Genomic DNA, 18,499 nt, shown 5'->3' with positions numbered 1-18,499 from the left:
GTGGGTAAGCCCTGAATTCGCAGGCGCGAGCCTGATTTTGTGAACGCAACAGATACATTGTAGGAGTGAGCCTGCTCGCGAATGCGGTGTGTCATTCAACATATATATTGAATGTGCCACCCTCATCGCGAGCAGGCTCGCTCCCACACTGGATTTGTAGTCAACCTCCCTCTTGAATGCACGGAAAATCCCCACTGTGGGAGCGAGCTTGCCTCGCTCCCACCTCTGGTCACGCCGTAAAGTCGCCGGCCTGCAGTTCCTTGACGCCGACCAGTTGTATTTCGAAGTCTGGCGTAGCGTCGGCGTTGACGCTGCCGTAGAGGATGCCGTCGGCGAAGCGAATCTGGCCGGTGGCATTAGTGGCGTCGAAGGCATTGCTGCCGATGAAAGTGAAAGCGTCGATGTTGGCGGTCAGCGGGTTAGCGTCGAGGCCGGAGAAATCCAGGTGATCATTCTCGGTGGTCTTGAACCCGTTGATCACATCGCGCAAGGCTCCGACGTTCATGTCCGACAGCGCCGCGAATGCGTAGGTATCCGCGCCCGTGCCGCCAGTGAGAGTGTCGGTACCGGAGCCGCCGATCAGTCGATCATCGCCCGATCCGCCCACCAGTGTGTCGTTGCCCGCACCGCCGTTGAGGATATTGGCGCCGCTGTTGCCGGACAGGGTGTCGTCATAGGCGCTGCCTGTCACGTTCTCGATAAACTTCAAGGTGTCGAGCCCTGATCCCACCGTGTTTTGCTGCGCCGATGTCGACAGGTTGACCGTCACTGCCGCCGATGCCCGATCGAAGGACACCGTGTCATTGCCATCGCGACCGTCCAGCACGTTGTTGCCGGCACCGGCGAACAGTGTGTTGTTGAGCGAGTTGCCAGTGGCATTGGCAGCGCCAGCACTATCGATATACAGGTTTTCCACATTGCTGCCGAGCGTGTACGCCGCGAGGCTGCTGTGTACGCTGTCGATCCCGCCAGGCACCGTGTTGCTGTTGGTTTCGATCACGGAATCGTCGGCGTTGTCGACATAGTAAGTGTCGTTGCCATCGCCACCGCTCATGCTGTCGGCGCCGGCCGCACCATCGAGCACGTTATTGGCGGCATTACCGGTGATGAAGTTGCGTCGGTCGTTGCCGGTACCTTCGATGTCCGATACACCACTGAGCACGAGGTTTTCCAGGTTGGCGCCCAGGGTCCAGCTGACCGAAGATTGCACGGTGTCGATCTGCGAAGCCGAATCGTTGCTTTCCACCACACTGTCGAAGGCATTGTCTACCACGTAGACGTCGTTGCCATCGCCACCCGTCATGGTGTCGGCACCCATGTCGCCATTCAGCGTGTCGTTGCCCGAACTGCCGACCAGCGTATCCGCCTGGTCCGTCCCGTAAATATGCCCGCCCTGGTTCTGAGCGTTGTCGAAGATATCCTGCACGCTGTTGTTGTCGTTGGGGTTGCCCTGGAAGCCCAGGTCGCCGGCGATGTAATCAGCGAGGCGCTGGCCAACGATTTCCGCCGATTCCTCGTGCAAGTGCCAGACGTCATCGGGATACACCAGTGGATCGACTTCGTAGCGCAGGGGCAGGTCGTTGTAGTCCACGGCCAGCTTTACGTCGGGACGTTCGGCGGCGATGGCTTCCTGCGCAGCGCGGACATAGCCGACGCCCTCGACAATGGCGGCGATCTTGTCCTCGGCGTAGCCGCGGGCGCGCGCCGCGTCCTCTTGGTAGTGACCGGTTTCCATCATGTACACGTTGAAAGTGCCGAACTGCGCATGCAGGTAATCGAACACCTTCAGCGTCGCCGCCTTGTATTCCGCTGCCGCTGCCGGTTTATTCGTGGCGCGGGCAATCTCCTGGGCGGCTTCTTCGCCCTGGCCCCAGATGATGCCCATGGTGACGTTATCGATGGATTTCAGTTCGCTGAGCTGATCCTGCAGCAGCGTTACCGCACGCAGCAGCGCAGGGCCCGGCTGGTTGGTGTCGGTCAGCCACCAGCACAACTTGAGTTCCTCGACTCCCAGCGTGGACATGCCATTGACCGTGCTGCCGCCCACGGCGATGTCGATGCCGTTACCATCGGCATCGGTGAACTGGCTGCGCACGTCATAGTCGGTGTAGCGGTCCAGGTCCTTGACCAGCATCGATGTGCCGGACTGATCGTCGTCCTCGGTCATGCGCATCAGGCGCGCATTGGATTGACCGAGGGTTGGCAGGTAAAGGATGTCCTGCTGTGCGCGCTCGCCGAAGACGAAATCATCAGCGGTCAGGGTGTTGAGGTAGTTGCCGTTGAGCGCGATCTCGAAGCGGTTGCCCGCGGCGTCGGCATCGGCGGACTTGATGTAAGTCTTGTCGCCGGCCGCGTTGAGGGTCATGTACAGCGTGCCATTGTTGCCATCGCCCAGACCCAGGAAGCCCAGAGCCGACACGTCGATCTTGTCTACACCCGCGGTGAAATCGTAGATCGTGTCAGTGGCCGTGACACCGCCGCTGTCATAGTCGCGGTAGCTGTCGAGCACGTCTGTATAGCGGAAGGTATCCGCACCGTCGCCGCCGTAGAGCGAATCGCGCCCGGCGCCGCCGTCGAGGATGTCCGCGCCGGTACCGGCTTTGATGGTGTCGTTGCCGTTGAGGCCGAGCATCAGGTCGGCGCCCGCCGTGCCGGTGAGGCTGTCGGCGTTGTTGGTGCCGGTGATGGTGCTGGCTGGCGCGTCGGCCACTGCCAGCGCAAAGCTGTCGCTGACCGACGCGCCGGACGGATCGGTAGCTTTGAGCAGAACACTATAGGTGCCAGACGCGGTGTTGGTTGGCGTGCCGCTGAACGTCAGGTTGCTGGCATTGAAACTCAACCATGCGGGCAGAGGGCTGCCGTCGGCCAGGGTCGCGCTGAAGGTCAGCGTGTCCTTGTTGGCGTCGGCGAAGCTGTCTTGGGTCACGGTGTAACTGAACAGGGTTCTTTCGGTGGCGTTCTGGTCGAGGAGGGGAATGGCCACCACCGGCGCCACGTTGCTCGGCGGGTTCTGGTCAGCGAAGACGAAATGACTTGCCGTCAGGCTGTTTGCGAGATTCCCTGCCAACGACATTTCGAAGCGGTTGCCGTTGGCATCGGCAGTCAGGTCCTTGATGTAGGTGCGATTGCTCGAGGCGCTGTAGGTCACTTGCAGCGTGCCGTTCTGGCCGTTGCCCAGGCCGGTGTAGCCGAGTGCGGAGACATCGATCTTGTCGGCGGCCGCGTCGAAATCGAGAATCTGGTCACTGGCACTGGTGGAACTGGTGCGGTAGCTGTCGAGTTTCGAGGTGTAGCGGAATACATCGGCGCCCGAACCACCGGTGAGTTTGTCCGCGCCAGTGCCGCCGACCAGGATGTCGTTGCCAGCGCCGCCATTTAGCGTGTCATTGCCCGCACCACCGTACAATTGTTCGTTGGCGGCGGTGCCGGTCAGCGTGTCGTTGTTCGGCGTGCCATTGATCACGGCGGGGCCCGCGGGAACGTCCTGCACGGCCAGAGTAAAGCTGTCGCTCACGGAGGCATTGCTGCCATCGGATGCCGTCACCTGAATCGAGTAAGTGCCCGAAGCCGTGTCGCTTGGCGTGCCGCTGAAGGTGCGTGTGGCGGCGTCGAACGTCAGCCACGTGGGCAGTGCGCTGCCGTCGGCCATTTTCGCGGTGTAGCTGAGGCTATCGTTATCCGAATCGGTAAAGCTGGTCGCCGGCACCACATAGTTGAACGGGGTGTTCTCGGTCGCGTTCTGGTCCAGCAATGCGGAGGCCACCACGGGTGCGTGGTTGACGGTTGGCGACGTGGCAAAGACGAAATTGGCGCTGGTCAAGGTGTTGAGGTAATTGCCGTCCAGCGCTACTTCGAAGCGGTTGCCATTGGCGTCGGCTTCCAGCGACTTGATGTACGTCTTGGTCCCGGCCGAGTTGACCACCAGGTACACCGTGTTGTTTTTGCCGTCACCGAGACCGGTGAAACCCATTGCGGAGAGGTCGATCTTGTCGGCGCCGATGTTGAAGTCTGTGATCAGGTCGCCGAGGTTGGCGCCGCCAGTGTTGTAATTGCGATAGCTGTCCATGCGGCTGGAGAACACGAAGGTGTCCGCGCCAGCGCCGCCGGTGAGGGTATCCATGCCGGCGCCGCCGTCGAGCTTGTCGTCGCCCGCGCCGCCATTAAGGCCGTCGTTGCCCGCGAGGCCAAGCAAAGTGTCCGCCGAATCAGTGCCCGCCAGCGAGTCGTTACCGCTTGTGCCGGTGACCACACGATTGAAAATGAAGTTGTCCGCGGTCAGGGTGCTGGTCAGGTTGCCCGACAGGATCAACTCGAAGCGATTGCCGCTGGCATCGGCATCGTAGTCCTTGATGTATGTGCGGTCGTTGCTGGCGCTGTAGCTGATCTGCAAGGTGCCGCCGCGGCCATTGCCAAGGCCGGTAAAGCCGAGGCCAGCGAGATCGATCTTGTCTTGAGTGACGTCGAAGTCAGTGATGGTGTCATCGAAGCTGGAGGTCGCGTTGCGGTAACTGTCGGACTGCGAGGCGAACCGGAACGTATCGGCGCCAGCGCCTCCGGTGAGTTTATCGACGCCTGCGCCGCCCACCAGAATGTCGTTCCCGGCTCCGCCATTGATCGTGTCGTTGCCGGCCGCACCATAAAAAATTTCACTGGCGGCGCTGCCCACCAGGTTGTCGTTACCCGCAGTGCCTTGCACGGTAGTCATCGGGATGGTGGCGCTGACGTAGCTGCCGTCGCCGTACACCAGCGTGGCGCCCTTGCTGGTGTTGCTGATGGTATTGCCAATGATCGCGTTGCGATCGACGCCGTCTTCGTTGCGTTCTGCAACGCCGTAGGTCGACAGGTTGCTGCCGCTGATGATGTTGCCCTGAATGGTGTTGTCGCTGCCGTTGAAGTACTTGCCGGATACACCCAGGGTGTCGTCGTAGGCCTGGATGATGATTTCCGGCACAGGGTTGGCCAGGGAATTGTTATTGAGCGTGTTGTCGGTGACTTCGACGTGGTTGCTGCCGTAGATACGGATCCCGGCGCTACCGTTGTCATGGATATCAACGCCGCTGACGGTCACATCACTGGACAACTTGACCAGCACGCCTTCAGCGCCGTTGCCGTACACCTCGCCACCGGTAATGGTGATGTTGCTGGGGGAAGCGATGTCCTCACTGCCGCGCTGCACGACGATGCCATTGCCGCCATTGTTGTAGGCGACGTTGTTGGTGAGGGTGAAGTCGTGGGTGCTGGTGACGACGTTGAAACCGTGGCGGTCATTGTCGTAGGCAACGTTGTTTTCGAAGGTGCTGTTGCTGAGGAAGTCAGCGACGAAGCCGTCCAGGCCATTGCCGTGGGCCACGCTGTTCTTGATGACCATATTGACGGTCTGCTCGTGGGGGTCGAAGCCGTACCCGGAGCAATCCTTGATCTCGACGCTGTCGAGGGTGACGTTGGAGTCGTAGCCTTCCTGACCGGGAATGTAGCCATTGAACCAACCGTCGATCTTGCCGGTGGTGTTGTCGCGGTTACCGTCGATGGTGAGGTTGCTGATACCAAAGTCATGGGTTTCTTCGCCGTACGCAGAGCGGATGACACCGGTGATCTTGGTGTCGGAGCCGTCCGCCACCTTGACGTTGGTTTCGCCCATGCCGTCGCCGTACATGTAGACGTTGCTCTTGATCATGAGGCAGCCGTCAGAAGGTTCTTCGCCTCCTGAAACGATGTAGGTGCCAGTTGGCATATACACCTGTCCACCGCCTGCCGCGGCGGCCGCATCAATCGCACTTTGGATCGCCGCGGTATCGTCTGTGATGCCATCACCCATGGCGCCAAAATCTTGTACGTTAAAAATCATGAGCTTATCTCCGTAACAGGCTGAAACCGCGACATGCGCCAATAATCCATCGACGACCACCGTGTTATGACCCACCGCGAAGAAAAAGTTGTGACCGCGCATCGGCAAAAGTGTCAAAAAAACGTGAAAACCGATAGACGGTAGTGAGGTGTATCAAAAAAGTAACGGTCTATTGACGCTTTTAGCGCTGACAATGCTTTGGCACGCCGGTGGCCCGGCAACTACTCTGCAAAGCCGTTAGCATGCGAAACCAGGCGTGTGTCTGGTGTTCACCGAGAGGGTTAGGCTGAAGTGACAACGAATGCAGATGACCTGGCAGCGGCAGTCATTTTTGCTTGATGGAACACTGTCCAACCTGGCCGTGGCGAAACAGAATGTAGAGCGCTCGCTGCGGCACAATCGCCTCGTCGCTGTCGTTTACGTGTTTCAGGAACCTTTGCTCGCATGGGAATTTGTGAAGGCCAGGGAGCTCACCGAGGGCAGGAGCATCCCCAAGGCAGAATTTGTTCGGCAGTTGTTTGCAGCCAAAGAAGCTGTTCTGGAATTGAAAAGGACATATAGGCTGCAGATCCGCATTGATGTCATTGTCAAGAACACGGACGGCACCAATAGGATCGTCGAACTGGACGCTGACGCCGGCAAAATTGATGCTCTCGTCACCATTCGATACTCTCAGGACAAGCTCAATCAAATTTTAGCGGAGGCTTGACCCATGAAACCCGTTTCGGACGCCAGTCCTCTCTCAAACTTCTTCAGAAACGCCTCAGAATCAGACAAGCGTGCGGCTTACACTTCAGCAGCCTCGAAGGCCATTGAAAGCCAGCGCAAAGTGCTCGAAGAGGCGAAGGGCATCAGGGAAGCACGAGAACGCCACTGCGCCTGACGTTCTGCATTTAACAAACCCGACCTGACGGGCTGCTTGATATCTGGCAATCTGCCTGGCGATAAAAAATGCTCCGCATCGAAAGATACGGAGCATTTTTTCGTTATGGCGCACTTCCAATAGAGCGTGCGAGAACCGATCAGGCTGCCCACATTTTCCCAAGCGCGGCCGCCACGTCGTGCCTGCATTGATCAGTCACTGAACCCGGGTATTGGTCAAACATATGCGGTACTCCAGGGTAAACATGAAGCTCTACGGGTACGCCTGAACGCGAAAGCTTCAACGCGAATTCCACGTCCTCTTCCAAAAACAAATCCAATGCTCCGACGCAAATGAAACTCCGCGGCAATCCCTGCAGATCTGGCGCAAGCGCCGCGGAAAACAGGAAGGCTTTTGCGTCGTCAGAGTCGTATGACCCTTGCAGGCACTGCCAGCAAAACCGGTTGGCTTCCCGCCCCCAATTCAACGTTCCGGTAGTGGGGTTATCGACAGGAGCAAACGCCGAGCCCGTACGGTGATCGAGCATCGGATAAATCAGTACCAGACCGGCGACTGAATACTGGGCCCTTTCTCGAACGAGCAACGCCAGTGCCGCAGCAAGTCCGCCGCCCGCACTGTGGCCCATAATGACGACTCTGTTGGCATCAAGGCCAAGACGGTAACTTTCACGAAAAAGCCAGCTCAGGGCCGTATAGCTATCTTCCAGCGGAACAGGGAAGGGATGTTCCGGAGCCAGCCTGTAATCGACCGCAACGATCACTGCTTTCATCTCATTAGCCAGGTCGGCCAGGTAGTCGTCGGCCATCTCTGGACAACCCAGAACAAATCCTCCCCCGTGCAGATACAGAATGGCAGGCAGTGATTGAGCTTCGGATGTTTGATCGGGCCGGTAAATGCACAGACGAACCCCGGGAGCGCCGGGAGCGTCCGTTGTCCAACGCTGTTCGTAGCGCCCTGGCCTGGATGGGATAAAATCCGCGCTGATTCGGCTTCGAATGGCGGGAAGATGGGCGAGCGTCCATTCGCTGGACTTTTTTTCCAGAAATTGCGCGTATTCAGGGTCGAGTAACTTGGCAGCGTCCAATTGTCATTCCTCCTTGCAGGGGGCCGAATAACCCCCTGCAGGTTTACACTTTTATAACCAGCCTTTGACCTGCGCGCATACGGCCTGAGTAGAAATGCCGTAGCGGTCGTGCAGCGTTGGAAGCGCCCCTGCATCGAGGAAAGCATCCGGTAGCGCGATTTGCCTGAATGTCGGCGTAACGCCATTGCGCAGTAATACCGTTGCCACTGCTTCTCCCAATCCGCCAATGATGGAGTGGTTCTCTGCGGTGATTACCAACCGTCCCGGCTTGCGGGCCTCGGCGAGAATGGTCTGCACATCCAAAGGCTTGATAGTGGGCACGTGCAGGACTGCGACCTCTACGCCATCTGCCTGAAGTTCTTTAGCGGCTTCTAAAGCGCGCATTGTCATCAAGCCCGTAGAGATGATCAAAACATCATTACCGGTGCGCAATGTCTTGGCTTTACCAATTTCGAACTTGTACCCGTATTCGTCGAGCACCAACGGTACGTTGCCGCGCAACAAGCGCATGTACACCGGCCCTTGGTGGGCGGCGATAGCAGGTACGGCCTGTTCTATCTCCAGCGCATCGCAAGGATCGACGATCATCAGATTGGGCATGGCGCGGAAGATCGCCAGATCGTCGGTTGCCTGATGGCTGGGGCCGTAACCTGTGGTCAGACCCGGCAGGCCGCAGACGATTTTGACATTCAGGTTCTCTTCAGCAATTGCCATGCAGATGAAGTCATAGGCGCGACGCGAGGCAAACACTGCATAGGTCGTGGCAAAGGGGACAAATCCTTCCCGCGCCATCCCGGCTGCCGCACTCATCAACAATTGCTCGGCCATTCCCATCTGGTAGAAGCGGTCGGGATGGGCCTTGGCGAAAATGTGCAAGTCGGTGTATTTCGACAGGTCGGCGGACAAGCCAACGATGTCTGATCGCTGATCGGCGAGTGCAGCCAGTGCATGTCCAAATGGAGCGGATTTCGTGGCCTGACCTTCAGAAGCAATCGACGCAATCATCGCGGAGGTCGTCAGCTTTTTCTTTACGATCACGGGCGCCTGAGCCGTATTGTTATTGGTAGTGCTCATACAGTTTTCCCCTCTTCGAGGTTGTTCAGGGCGAGATCCCATTCATGCTCATCCACGCGGATGAAGTGCGCCTTCTCACGTGTTTCCAGAAATGGCACGCCTTTGCCCATTTTGGTGTCGCAAATAATGACTCTGGGCTGAGAACCTGGATGGCTGCGGGCAGCATCGAACGCCTTTACCAATGCGTCCAGGTCGTTGCCATCTACTCGTTGGGTGAACCAGCCGAACGCTTGCCATCGATCAACGATCGGTTCAAACGCCAGCACTTCACTGGAACGCCCATCGGCTTGCTGATTGTTGACGTCGACGATGGCGATAAGGTTGTCGAGTTTCCAGTGGGACGCCGACATTACGGCTTCCCAGGTGGAGCCTTCATTCAGCTCGCCGTCCGACAGCAGGTTATAAACGAATGACGCAGATTTTTTGCGCTTCAAGCCGAGGCAGGCACCCACCGCGATCCCCAGTCCCTGGCCAAGCGATCCGCCGGTGATCTCCATACCCGGTGTGTAGGTGGCCATGCCAGACATGGGCAGACGGCTATCGTCTGAACCGTATGTTTCGAGTTCGTCCAGAGGCACGATTTCAGCTTCAATCAACGCGGCATAGAGCGCGATCGCGTAGTGGCCGATGGAGAGGTAAAAGCGATCGCGATCTTCCCACTCCGGGTCTTCAGGTTTGTAGGTCATGGCATGGAAGTACGACACGGCCAGCAAGTCCGCTGCGCCTAGCGCCTGACCGACATAGCCTTGGCCCTGAACCTGGCCCATGCGCAATGCGTGGCGGCGAATGTTGTGGGCGCGCTGCACTAAAGTAGTAGACGACGCGCGAGATGGATTGGCAGTCATGGGGAATTCTCCGTTAACTCAACGATTGACCGAAGCGGCAGGAATGCGCAGTACCAAACAGGCGCCGAGACACAGCACACCGGTGATCAGATACATGCCAATGGCGCTTGAGCCGGTCGTGGTGGTGATCCATCCAATCAGATAAGGCGAGCAGAACCCCGCGAGATTGGCAAAGCTGTTGATGCCGGCAATACCCGCAGCAGCGGATACTCCACCGAGCAACGTGGTGGGCAACATCCAGAAAAGTGACGAGGCGGAAAGCACACCTGCCGCCGCCTGACACAGGCTCAAGACCGATAGAACCAGATTGCCTCCGAACATCGCCGCCAACGTGAGGCCCACGGCGCCCGCAATCATCGGGCCCACCAGGTGCCAGCGACGCTCTTGGTGTTTGTCCCCGCTACGACCCATCAATACCATTGCCACGATGGCGCACAGGTACGGAAGGCTGGTGAGTAAACCGATGTGCATGGTGTCGGAAACACCGGCATTGCGGATCAGGGTAGGCAACCAGAACGTGATCGCGTATTGGCCCATGACCACGCAAAAGTAGATGCAGGCGAGAATCCACAGGCGCCGATCTCGCAGGAACTCTCCGACTGAAGCGTGAGTGACCTTTTGGCTGTTGTCCTCGGCCAGTTCCTTGCTGACGAGCTCCTTTTCTTCATCGGTCAGCCAGGTAGCCTGGTGGACGCCATCCTTTAGATAAGCAAGGACCATCAGCCCGACAATCACAGTTGGAATGGCTTCAAGAACGAACATCCACTGCCAGCCAGCCCAACCCTGATAGCCGGCGAACTCCGTCATGATCCAGCCAGAAAGAGGCCCGCCGATCATTCCGGAGAGCGGGATGGCGATGAACCACAGCACCGTCATCTTCGCGCGGCGATAGGACGGGAACCAGTAAGTGAGGTAGAGCAGCAGGCCAGGCGCGAGGCCTGCCTCTGCGATGCCAAGCAGAAAACGCAGTGTGTAGAACTGCCATGCGGTTTCGACGAAAGCGAAGAGGGCGGAAATAATGCCCCACGAAATCATGATGCGGGCGATCCAGCGCCGGGCTCCGACTTTGTGAAGGATGAGATTACTCGGCACCTCGCAAAGGAAATAACCAAGAAAAAATACCCCTGCTCCCAGCCCGTATACGGTCTCGCTGAGGGATAGATCACTCATCATCTGGAGCTTGGCGAACCCTACGTTTACCCGGTCGAGGTAGGCGCAGAGGTAGCACAGCATCAAAAAAGGCATCAAGCGCCAGGCGGTTTTACGGTAAGCGCTGGACCGAACCGAGGCGGCGGCGTCAAGCGTCATGGTGGTGGTAATCATGATTGTCTGATCTCTTGTTTTTATAGAACGCCCGGCATGAACCCGACGTACCTTCGATCCAGAACTCAATGGGCCGATGACGGCCCGCCACTTGGGGTCAGTGGATCAACATACCGCCGTTGACATCCAGCGTGATCCCGGTGAGATAGGAGGACAGGTCGCTGGCGAGGAACAGGGCGGCATTGGCAACGTCTTGAGCGGCGCCCAGGCGACCGAGCGGGATGCTTTCGATGATGGCGTGGCGGCGCTCATCCTGCATGAGTCCACCGGTAATATCTGTGTGTATCAAACCAGGCGTGATGGAGTTCACCCGGATGTTGTCAGCACCGAATTCCCGGGCCATTGCTTTGCCGAGTCCGAGCACACCCGCTTTCGCAGCGCTGTAGTGTGGCCCGCCGAAAATGCCGCCGCCGCGCTGGGCTGAGACAGACGACATGCACACGATGCTGCCGGATGACTGCGTACGCATGGTGGGAATCACGGCTTGTGACATCAGCAAAGTGCCGCGCAGACTGACATCCAGCACAGTGTCGTAGTCGGCAGGACGGATATCCAGGGTCTTGATGGGCTGCGTGATGCCGGCGTTGTTGATGAGTATGTCGATACGACCGAATCGCTCGATGACTTTAGCGACAGCCGCTTTGACCTGCGTTTCGTCGGCAACGTTGGCGGCAAGCCCCAGATGGCCCTCGCCAAGGGCGACAGCTGCGTCTCGTGCAGCGGCTTCGTCGAGATCCAGAATGACTACTTGAGCGCCATGTTTGGCGAAGGTGACGGCAGTGGCGCGGCCAATGCCACGTTCCGAAGCTGCGCCAGTGATGATGGCGACTTTACCTTGAAGAAGCATGCGGGTTACCTCTGATTGTTTTTATGGTTCGATTCAGTGATCGATGATTCAGAGTGTCCGTGGACGGCATGCTGAGCAATAACGCAAACGTCACTGCTAGATGAATAAAATTCACCTCTCGTCATTCCAAATGACTAATGGTTGAATGAATCTGTCCCCCAGCGACCAAAAACAATAGGCAGAGCACTGATGCGCCAAGACGATCACACTCCATCCAACCTCCCACCGCTGAGAGCAATTCAAGCCTTCGAGCAAACGGCCCGTTTTGGCAACCTCGCCCGAGCGGCTGAGGTGCTTGACCTCACGCCATCTGCCATTAGCCACCAGTTGGCCAAACTGGAAGTCATGATCGGTCGACAGTTGTTCGTCAGGGCTGCGCGCGGGGTGACGTTGACGCCGGTGGGCGAGCAGTACCTGAAGGACATCTCCGGGCTGTTGCAAAGCCTGGAGGTGGCGACGGAGCGTGCAGCCAGTGACGTCAGTCTCGATTGCCTGAGGCTTCATTCATCCCCCAGTTTCGGACTGCTCTGGCTCATGCCCAGGCTTGAGGCTTTCCGGATCAGTAATCCGGATATCCAGATAAACCTCTCGTGCTCGTACGAGTCGCTGCATTTCAGCCGGGACAAGATCGACGTCGATATTCGCCACGGACGACCTAACTGGCCCAGCTATGAGGTTCGCACTGTGCGTAATGAAACCTTCGCTGTGCTGGCGTCCCCGAAGCTACTCGCGCGTTGCCCCATCAATAGCGCAGCGGATCTCCTGGTACAGGATCTGATTCTGTCAGAGGCGACCCTGCTCAAGTGGCCAGAATGGTTTGCGCAGCATGGCCTGGCACGACCGGAGAACCCTTATGCACTCAGCTTCGATCGGTCGTACATGACCCTCGAAGCGGCGAGCCACGGCTTGGGATTCGCTTTGGAAAGTGCACTGCTGGCGCACAAGTATCTGGCTAGCGGTGCGTTGGTCGAGGTCGCGCCGCAAGCATTGAGTTCACCGGTAGCCGCGCATCATCTGGTTTTTCCAAAAGCACACTCCAGCTTTCCTCGAGTCAGGCGATTTTTGCAGTGGATGGAGGGAGAGTTGGGGCATAGCTTCGTATTTTGATCATCGCTTAGATGTTCAGATCGACCCACACGGCAGCATGGTCAGAGCCGGCGTTTTCTTTCCTGGTCAGCTCGGGGTAAACCTCCCAACGTACTGGCCTTGAACCCGGCCACATCCCTTTGCGGAAAACCCCGCCAGCGTTCACTTTAAGAAAAAGCTCCGGCGACAGCAGCAAATAATCAATCTTATTGGCGGCAGTGCACGATCCATATGTTCCGGGATAACCACCGTCATCAAAACGTTCGTGAGTGAACGCGTCCTTCAGCGTCGTATCTTCAAGGAGCGGCTTTAATGCGTCGCTATCCGGCGTGTCGTTGAAGTCACCCACAACGGCGACATAGAGTTCACCTTGCTCGATCAGCGAGTCGTAGATTTCCTTCACTCGGCTGGCCTGAGCCAATCTTCGTTTGGCCGAGTCAGCGAGGCTGCCGTAGCCTTTGCTTTTGAAGTGATTGACTAACAGCACCAATCGCAGACCCGAGGGCATTGTCAGATAAAACTCTGGGCAATCCCTGGAAAATATCGGCGGTCCGCCGTCTACACGATCATCCACGTGGCTGCGCATGGTTCCGATGGGAAAGCCTGCGCGTGTGGCCACGCCGACATCAATGCCGCGCTCGTCATTCCCGTCGATCAACATCACGTGGCTGAACGGAGCGCCGCCCAATCCACCGATAATCTCGGTGTTGAAATCACGTAGCGCCGGTCTGCTTTCCGCTTCCACTACGGCCAGGACGTCGGCCTTCAGATCGATCATGACCCTGGCCGTGTTGCGCATGGCTTCCTCGTCAACAGGCGCCTGGATCAACTCCAGCGAACCGACCCAATCGGATCGTCCATTGGCAACAATTGTTATTTCGCCGTTGCGCGACCGTTTTACCAGGCTGCCGCGATTTTGCCGAAGCTGGACGAAAGGCCCGCGGTCTGAGCGGTGAAGTCCCAGCTCATCCAGCAAACGGACCATGCTTCGTTTGTCTGCTGCAGAATAGGCACCTTGCCCCAGCAAGCCGTTGAGTTTCGCGAAGCGCTCCAGGGTGGGCTTGCCTTCCGCCCATCCCTCAAGATTCATGGCTTTGGCGCGATTGAACAGGTTTTCGACGTTGTAGGTGGCCAGTCTCATTTGCGTTCCTCAGGTTTAATTGGCGCCCTGCAGTTCTTGAGTGGAGACCAGCTTTCCATGGGGTGATGACGTTGAGATGAACAACACTCCGCAAGCCCCGTCACACACCTGTCACCCGCACTTGCTAACTTCCCTAGCGCCTGCTCACTGACCGACACACCGCTATCGCGAGCAAGCTTTGCTCCCACGGGTTTACCGCTGCCCACGTTATCCAGGCCAATCGAAACCCTGTAGGAGTGAGCCTGCTCGCGATGGGGTCACGTCAGTCTCCGCTTTATCCAAGAGCCCTCAACCAAGGTGCCATTCAAGTTGTTCTCCACGCCAACCCGCCAACAAATCATTCTGCGCTCCGACAACCTGCGTTCCGATGACTTCGGTGCTCTGTTCTCAAAACTGTTCGGCGACCGCTACAGCGACACGCCGCCGCCACCCTCCAACATCATCATCGGCGGCGTTTACGGCAGGCACGACGGCGTCAGTTTCCGGCGCATGCACTACCACGGCGATTTCACCGTTACCTTCCCGGCCCCACAGGACGAGATCACGTTCGTCATCCCCACGGCCGGGGCGATCCTGTTCAACCATTCCTGCGAATCCATCGGTGTTTCCCACATCGGTCTGGCCATCGACAAGGCTGATATCCGCTCGATGCGTTTCTGCGACGATCACGCGCACCACGGGATTTCGGTGAATCGCCATCAACTCACTGAGCGCTTGTCGACGCTTCTGGGCAAACCGATTGTGCAGAAATTGCACTTCGAGCCGAGGGTGGATCTGAACACGGCGGCTTTTCAGGGGATCAAGGCGTTGATTGATCTGGCCACAGGCACTGAGTTCGATGTGCTGATCAACAGCGGGACATTGATGCCGTCACGCCTGCGCGAGATGTTAATTGATGCAGTACTGGAGGCGTGGCCGCACAATTTCACTGAAGCACTGCGCCAGCCGGCGCCGCAGATTGCTCCCCGGCATGTGAGGTTGGCGATTGAGTTTATTCGGGCGCATCCGCAGCAGTTAGTCAGTGGTGTGGAGCTCGCGCGGTTGAGCAATGTCAGTCAACGGGCGCTGCAGGAGGGGTTTCGGCGGTTTGTCGGGACTTCGATTGTCGCGTATCAGCGCCAGGTGCGGCTGGAGCGGGCTTATGAGGCGCTCGCGCAGCCATATTCGGTGTCGGTGACTGAGGTGGCATCGCGCTTCGGATTCAGCAACGTCGGGCGGTTTTGTCAGTATTTTCAGAAGGCTTATGGCGTCAGTCCTGCGGATCTGAAATCGCGCTGAGTGCCCGGCCACCCTCATGAGTGGCCGGAACCCCATCGTTTAGAACGCGTAGCTGGCTTTCAGGCCGCCGTTGAAGCCGTGGCTATCGCCGCCGCCGTTGGCGCCCAGTTCGGCGCCAAGGCTCAAGGCGCCAAGGCTGGCCATGACGTTGACGCCGCCGGTGAATTGATCGCGGTTGTCGAAGGCGGCACGTTGTTCGATGTCGAGGCCAAGCAGGTGGCCCTGGCTGTCGACTTCGCTGTTACCCAGCGTCCGCTCGTAACCCACTTGCAAACCCGGTACCAGTTGCCAGTTGCCCATCGGCACCGGGGCGAAGGCGACGTTGAGGTTGGCGACGGCGCTGCGGCGGGTTTCATTGTTGTCGTCGATGTCGAGAGCGAGTTCGCTGCCTTTTTCGTTGTAACCCTTCAGGTCAAGATGGCTGACGCGCAAGCCGAGGCTCGGTTCCAGGGTCATGCCGTTGACCGGCACGCGGTAGCCCAATGCCAATGTCCCGCCGGTGAGGTTGCCGTGGGTGTCGCCCTTGGCGGTGCCGAGGCCGCCGCCGAGGTCACGTTTGCTGTCGTAGTCGATATAGCCGGCGCTGGCGTTGGCGTCGACGAACAGGCCGCGGTCCAGGCTGGTGAAGCCGTAGCGGGCGCCGACGTTGAAGAAGGTCAAATCGGTATCGGCTTCGCCGCCTGCGCCGCCAACGCTGCCTTTGCTGTAGCCGAATCCGCCGCGGGTGGAGAGTTGTTCGGAGTAGCGCCAGGTGACGCCGACCATCAGGCCCTGGCTGTGTTCGTTGCTGCTTTGGGCATGCGACGAGCCATCGGTGCCCAGGTAACCGGCGAGTGCAGTGGTCCACAAGCGGTATTGGCCGACTTGCAGGTCGGTGCCGCTGGCGAACGGTGCGGCGGCTTGTTCGATCATCGCGTTCTGGCGCAACAGATAGCTGGCCGCGTCGGCGTGAACCTGACCACCGACCTCGGATTCGACGCCGCCAAGTGTGCCGGCGTCGATGGCCGATTGCAGGTAATAGTTGTAGGCGCTGTAAGTGCCGGACAGTTCGCTGTTCTGCAATTGCTGCAGCAGTCGCGCGCCGGCGGCGGCGTTGTCCATCAGGACGGCCTGACCCGGCAAGCTGTTGTACTCGACCAGTTTGCCGCGCAGCACATAGATGGTTTCCTGCGACAGGCCGAGGCCTTGTTTGAGGTAGTTGTCCATGCTGCCGTACTCGGCCGTGACTTCATCGAGACCGGCCTGTAAATAGCTGGCCTGAACGCCCAGCAGAGGCGCGTAAACCGAGGCCATGCTGGCTGGCATCGCTTTCAACGTGGCGGCGATGCGGGCGGCGGTGTAATCGTTGCTCGCCAGGTAGTTGGCCATGATCGTCGCGTCGTCGACGCCGGCAATGCTCTGCAACACGGCGGCGGTCCAGCCGGTGCGGTCTTTGCCGGCGGTGCAGTGGAACAACTGCGCAGCGTCGACACTGGCGAGTTCATTGAACAGTTTGCCGAACTGACTGCGCATCCCTGCATCGCTGACGAAGGCGCGGTTGGTCTGCTCCATCATGGCGACGGCGTCGGCAGCGCTGGTGAACGAGATGCTGGTGATGTCTGCGCCGGAGGTGGTGCTGCCGATGATGTCGATGTTTTGCCAGTTCGCACCGGCCAGCGGGGTGTCCGGCGTATCGGCGATTTCGCTTGGGGTGCGCAGGTCATAGATCGCTTTGATGCCGAGGTTGTTCAGGGTCGCCAGGTCCGACGCCGACGGGGTCAGCGCGTTAGAGCGGTAGAACACGCCACTGCGCAGGGTGCCGTCGTGGGTAGTGGAGTACGCGGTGGTAATGCCGGCGACATCACGAAAGTTATCGATGCCTTGCAGGCGCGGCGTATCGAAAGGAACAGACTCGGCAGCATGGGCAGCGGCAATGGACAGGCTCAGAACAGACAGCGAACACACAAGACGTTGAAACACGATGCAGCCTCATAAGATTAGCGTTGGGCTGGCTACTGTCTGTGATGAATGGAAACCGAATATGACAGTTTCGTTCGGAATGGAAATGGCGGCGTGATCGGGCCGTGGGGTGCGTGATCTGTCCCTCAGACAAGCCCGCCGCGTCTCACTCTGCCTGGTGATTCACCGTAAACCTCCTTGAATTTCTTGCTGAAAGCCGCCTGGGATTGATACCCCACCTGAGACGCAATGTCGCTCAATCCCAAATGCGAATGGCTGAGCAGGCTGAAGGCGAGCTCCATTCGAACCTGCGTCAACAATGCCCACGGTGAAACGCCCGCTACCCGCACGAAGGCTCGCATGAACGTGGCTCGGGACATGCTGGCAGTCTCGGCGAGCGCGTCGACTGTCCACTCGAACGCAGGATCCGCCAGCATCGATTGCCAGGCGCGGCCTAGTCGTTTATCGGACAGCAAGGCCAGCGTGCCGGTGTGTTGACCATGGCTGGCGATGTGCGCGCGCAGCAACAGTGTGAAAAGCGCCTGGGACAAGGCATCAAGCAGGAAATGGGCGCCGACCTGATCACTGTCCGCTTCGCCGCGCAGCATGTCGACCAGCGCCGGCAGTGGGGCACTGGCGGGGAGGGCAGCGCTGGGGATCACAAGGTGCTCGGGGAGGGCAGCGAACAACAGCGACGTACGATTGTAATGAAAGCCCCCGCAGAGCATGTCCAGGTCTGTACTCGCAACGCCAATGCGATACAGCGGCAGCGTGCCGCCGGAAACCCGCTTCGGTGTGCTGGGCGCAACGGTTTTGCCGACGCTGTGCATGATGTGCGGCGCGCCACGCGGCAGCAGCAAAATGTCCCCTGCACGCATGGGCAGGCGTTGCCCGTCCGCAAACTCAACCCGACATTCGCCCCGCAGCACGATGTGATAGGGCGCTTTGCCCAGGACTTCCTGCTGGTGATCCCGCGCCCAATCCCCCTCGAACTGGCACCGCAGATCCAGACTGCCGCGTACGTTGGCCAGGCTGATGAGTTTATCGATCGAATTCATGTGAGGGCTTCGCTTGAAAATTTGAGCGTAGTGGACTCGCGTCGCAGGGGAGTACCGCGCCTGTCGAGGCAATTGAGACGATCCAGCAATAAATTGA

Annotated in this window: 13 protein-coding genes; 4 read left to right on the top strand and 9 right to left on the bottom strand. The window is 58.7% G+C overall.

Annotation, left to right across the window (positions count from 1 at the left end; translation table 11 throughout):
* Positions 1 to 229: 229 nt before the first annotated feature.
* The gene (locus ACYZTS_RS20200) at positions 230 to 5,845 is read right to left on the bottom strand and encodes a putative Ig domain-containing protein (protein WP_461991567.1); all 5,616 of its coding nucleotides are present in this window, start codon (positions 5,843 to 5,845) and stop codon (positions 230 to 232) included.
* 301 nt (positions 5,846 to 6,146) lie between these two features.
* Between ACYZTS_RS20200 and ACYZTS_RS20195 the strand changes: the two genes are divergently transcribed.
* Positions 6,147 to 6,554 (top strand): zeta toxin family protein, encoded by a 408-nt coding sequence (locus tag ACYZTS_RS20195; RefSeq protein ID WP_461991565.1) that lies wholly within the window; start codon positions 6,147 to 6,149, stop codon positions 6,552 to 6,554.
* A 3-nt stretch (positions 6,555 to 6,557) separates the two neighbouring features.
* The gene (locus tag ACYZTS_RS20190; protein ID WP_161781269.1) at positions 6,558 to 6,728 is read left to right on the top strand and encodes a hypothetical protein; all 171 of its coding nucleotides are present in this window, start codon (positions 6,558 to 6,560) and stop codon (positions 6,726 to 6,728) included.
* A 139-nt stretch (positions 6,729 to 6,867) separates the two neighbouring features.
* Here ACYZTS_RS20190 and ACYZTS_RS20185 read toward each other — a convergent pair whose 3' ends face one another.
* The 5 genes from ACYZTS_RS20185 to ACYZTS_RS20165 form a co-directional block, all read right to left on the bottom strand.
* Positions 6,868 to 7,812, bottom strand: a complete 945-nt coding sequence (locus ACYZTS_RS20185; RefSeq protein WP_461991563.1) for an alpha/beta hydrolase — start codon at positions 7,810 to 7,812, stop codon at positions 6,868 to 6,870.
* A gap of 51 nt (positions 7,813 to 7,863) precedes the next feature.
* Entirely contained in the window at positions 7,864 to 8,886 is a 1,023-nt protein-coding gene (locus ACYZTS_RS20180; protein ID WP_461991561.1) for a transketolase family protein, read from the bottom strand.
* Complete coding sequence (locus ACYZTS_RS20175) at positions 8,883 to 9,731, bottom strand: transketolase (protein WP_028620278.1); 849 nt, start codon at positions 9,729 to 9,731, stop codon at positions 8,883 to 8,885. Before ACYZTS_RS20175 ends, ACYZTS_RS20180 begins: the two co-directional genes overlap by 4 nt.
* Before the next feature lie 18 nt (positions 9,732 to 9,749).
* Complete coding sequence (locus ACYZTS_RS20170; protein ID WP_461991559.1) at positions 9,750 to 11,054, bottom strand: MFS transporter; 1,305 nt, start codon at positions 11,052 to 11,054, stop codon at positions 9,750 to 9,752.
* Positions 11,055 to 11,151: 97 nt separating this feature from the next.
* Complete coding sequence (locus ACYZTS_RS20165; RefSeq protein WP_461991557.1) at positions 11,152 to 11,901, bottom strand: SDR family NAD(P)-dependent oxidoreductase; 750 nt, start codon at positions 11,899 to 11,901, stop codon at positions 11,152 to 11,154.
* Positions 11,902 to 12,090: 189 nt separating this feature from the next.
* Here ACYZTS_RS20165 and ACYZTS_RS20160 point away from each other — a divergent pair, with 189 nt between their 5' ends.
* Positions 12,091 to 13,008, top strand: a complete 918-nt coding sequence (locus ACYZTS_RS20160) for a LysR substrate-binding domain-containing protein (RefSeq protein WP_461996493.1) — start codon at positions 12,091 to 12,093, stop codon at positions 13,006 to 13,008.
* A 7-nt stretch (positions 13,009 to 13,015) separates the two neighbouring features.
* On the opposite strand, the gene ACYZTS_RS20155 is transcribed toward ACYZTS_RS20160, so the two are convergent.
* Positions 13,016 to 14,128: an endonuclease/exonuclease/phosphatase family protein gene (locus ACYZTS_RS20155; RefSeq protein WP_461991555.1), complete on the bottom strand. Its 1,113-nt coding sequence runs from the start codon at positions 14,126 to 14,128 to the stop codon at positions 13,016 to 13,018.
* A 309-nt stretch (positions 14,129 to 14,437) separates the two neighbouring features.
* On the opposite strand from ACYZTS_RS20155, the gene ACYZTS_RS20150 reads away from it, so the two are divergent.
* On the top strand, positions 14,438 to 15,406 hold the full coding sequence (locus tag ACYZTS_RS20150) for an AraC family transcriptional regulator (RefSeq protein ID WP_461996491.1): 969 nt from the start codon (positions 14,438 to 14,440) through the stop codon (positions 15,404 to 15,406).
* Between the two features lie 39 nt (positions 15,407 to 15,445).
* On the opposite strand, the gene ACYZTS_RS20145 is transcribed toward ACYZTS_RS20150, so the two are convergent.
* Together ACYZTS_RS20145 and ACYZTS_RS20140 are read right to left on the bottom strand one after the other, a co-directional pair.
* The gene (locus ACYZTS_RS20145; RefSeq protein ID WP_461991553.1) at positions 15,446 to 17,365 is read right to left on the bottom strand and encodes a tyrosine-protein phosphatase; all 1,920 of its coding nucleotides are present in this window, start codon (positions 17,363 to 17,365) and stop codon (positions 15,446 to 15,448) included.
* Between the two features lie 125 nt (positions 17,366 to 17,490).
* A complete protein-coding gene (locus ACYZTS_RS20140; protein ID WP_028620285.1) occupies positions 17,491 to 18,402 on the bottom strand; it encodes an AraC family transcriptional regulator in 912 nt (303 codons plus the stop codon).
* Positions 18,403 to 18,499: the final 97 nt, after the last annotated feature.

The organism is Pseudomonas sp. TMB3-21, assembly GCF_054898145.1.
The sequence above is the reverse complement of the archived record's forward strand: the minus strand, read 5'-3'. Positions and strand labels throughout refer to the sequence as shown.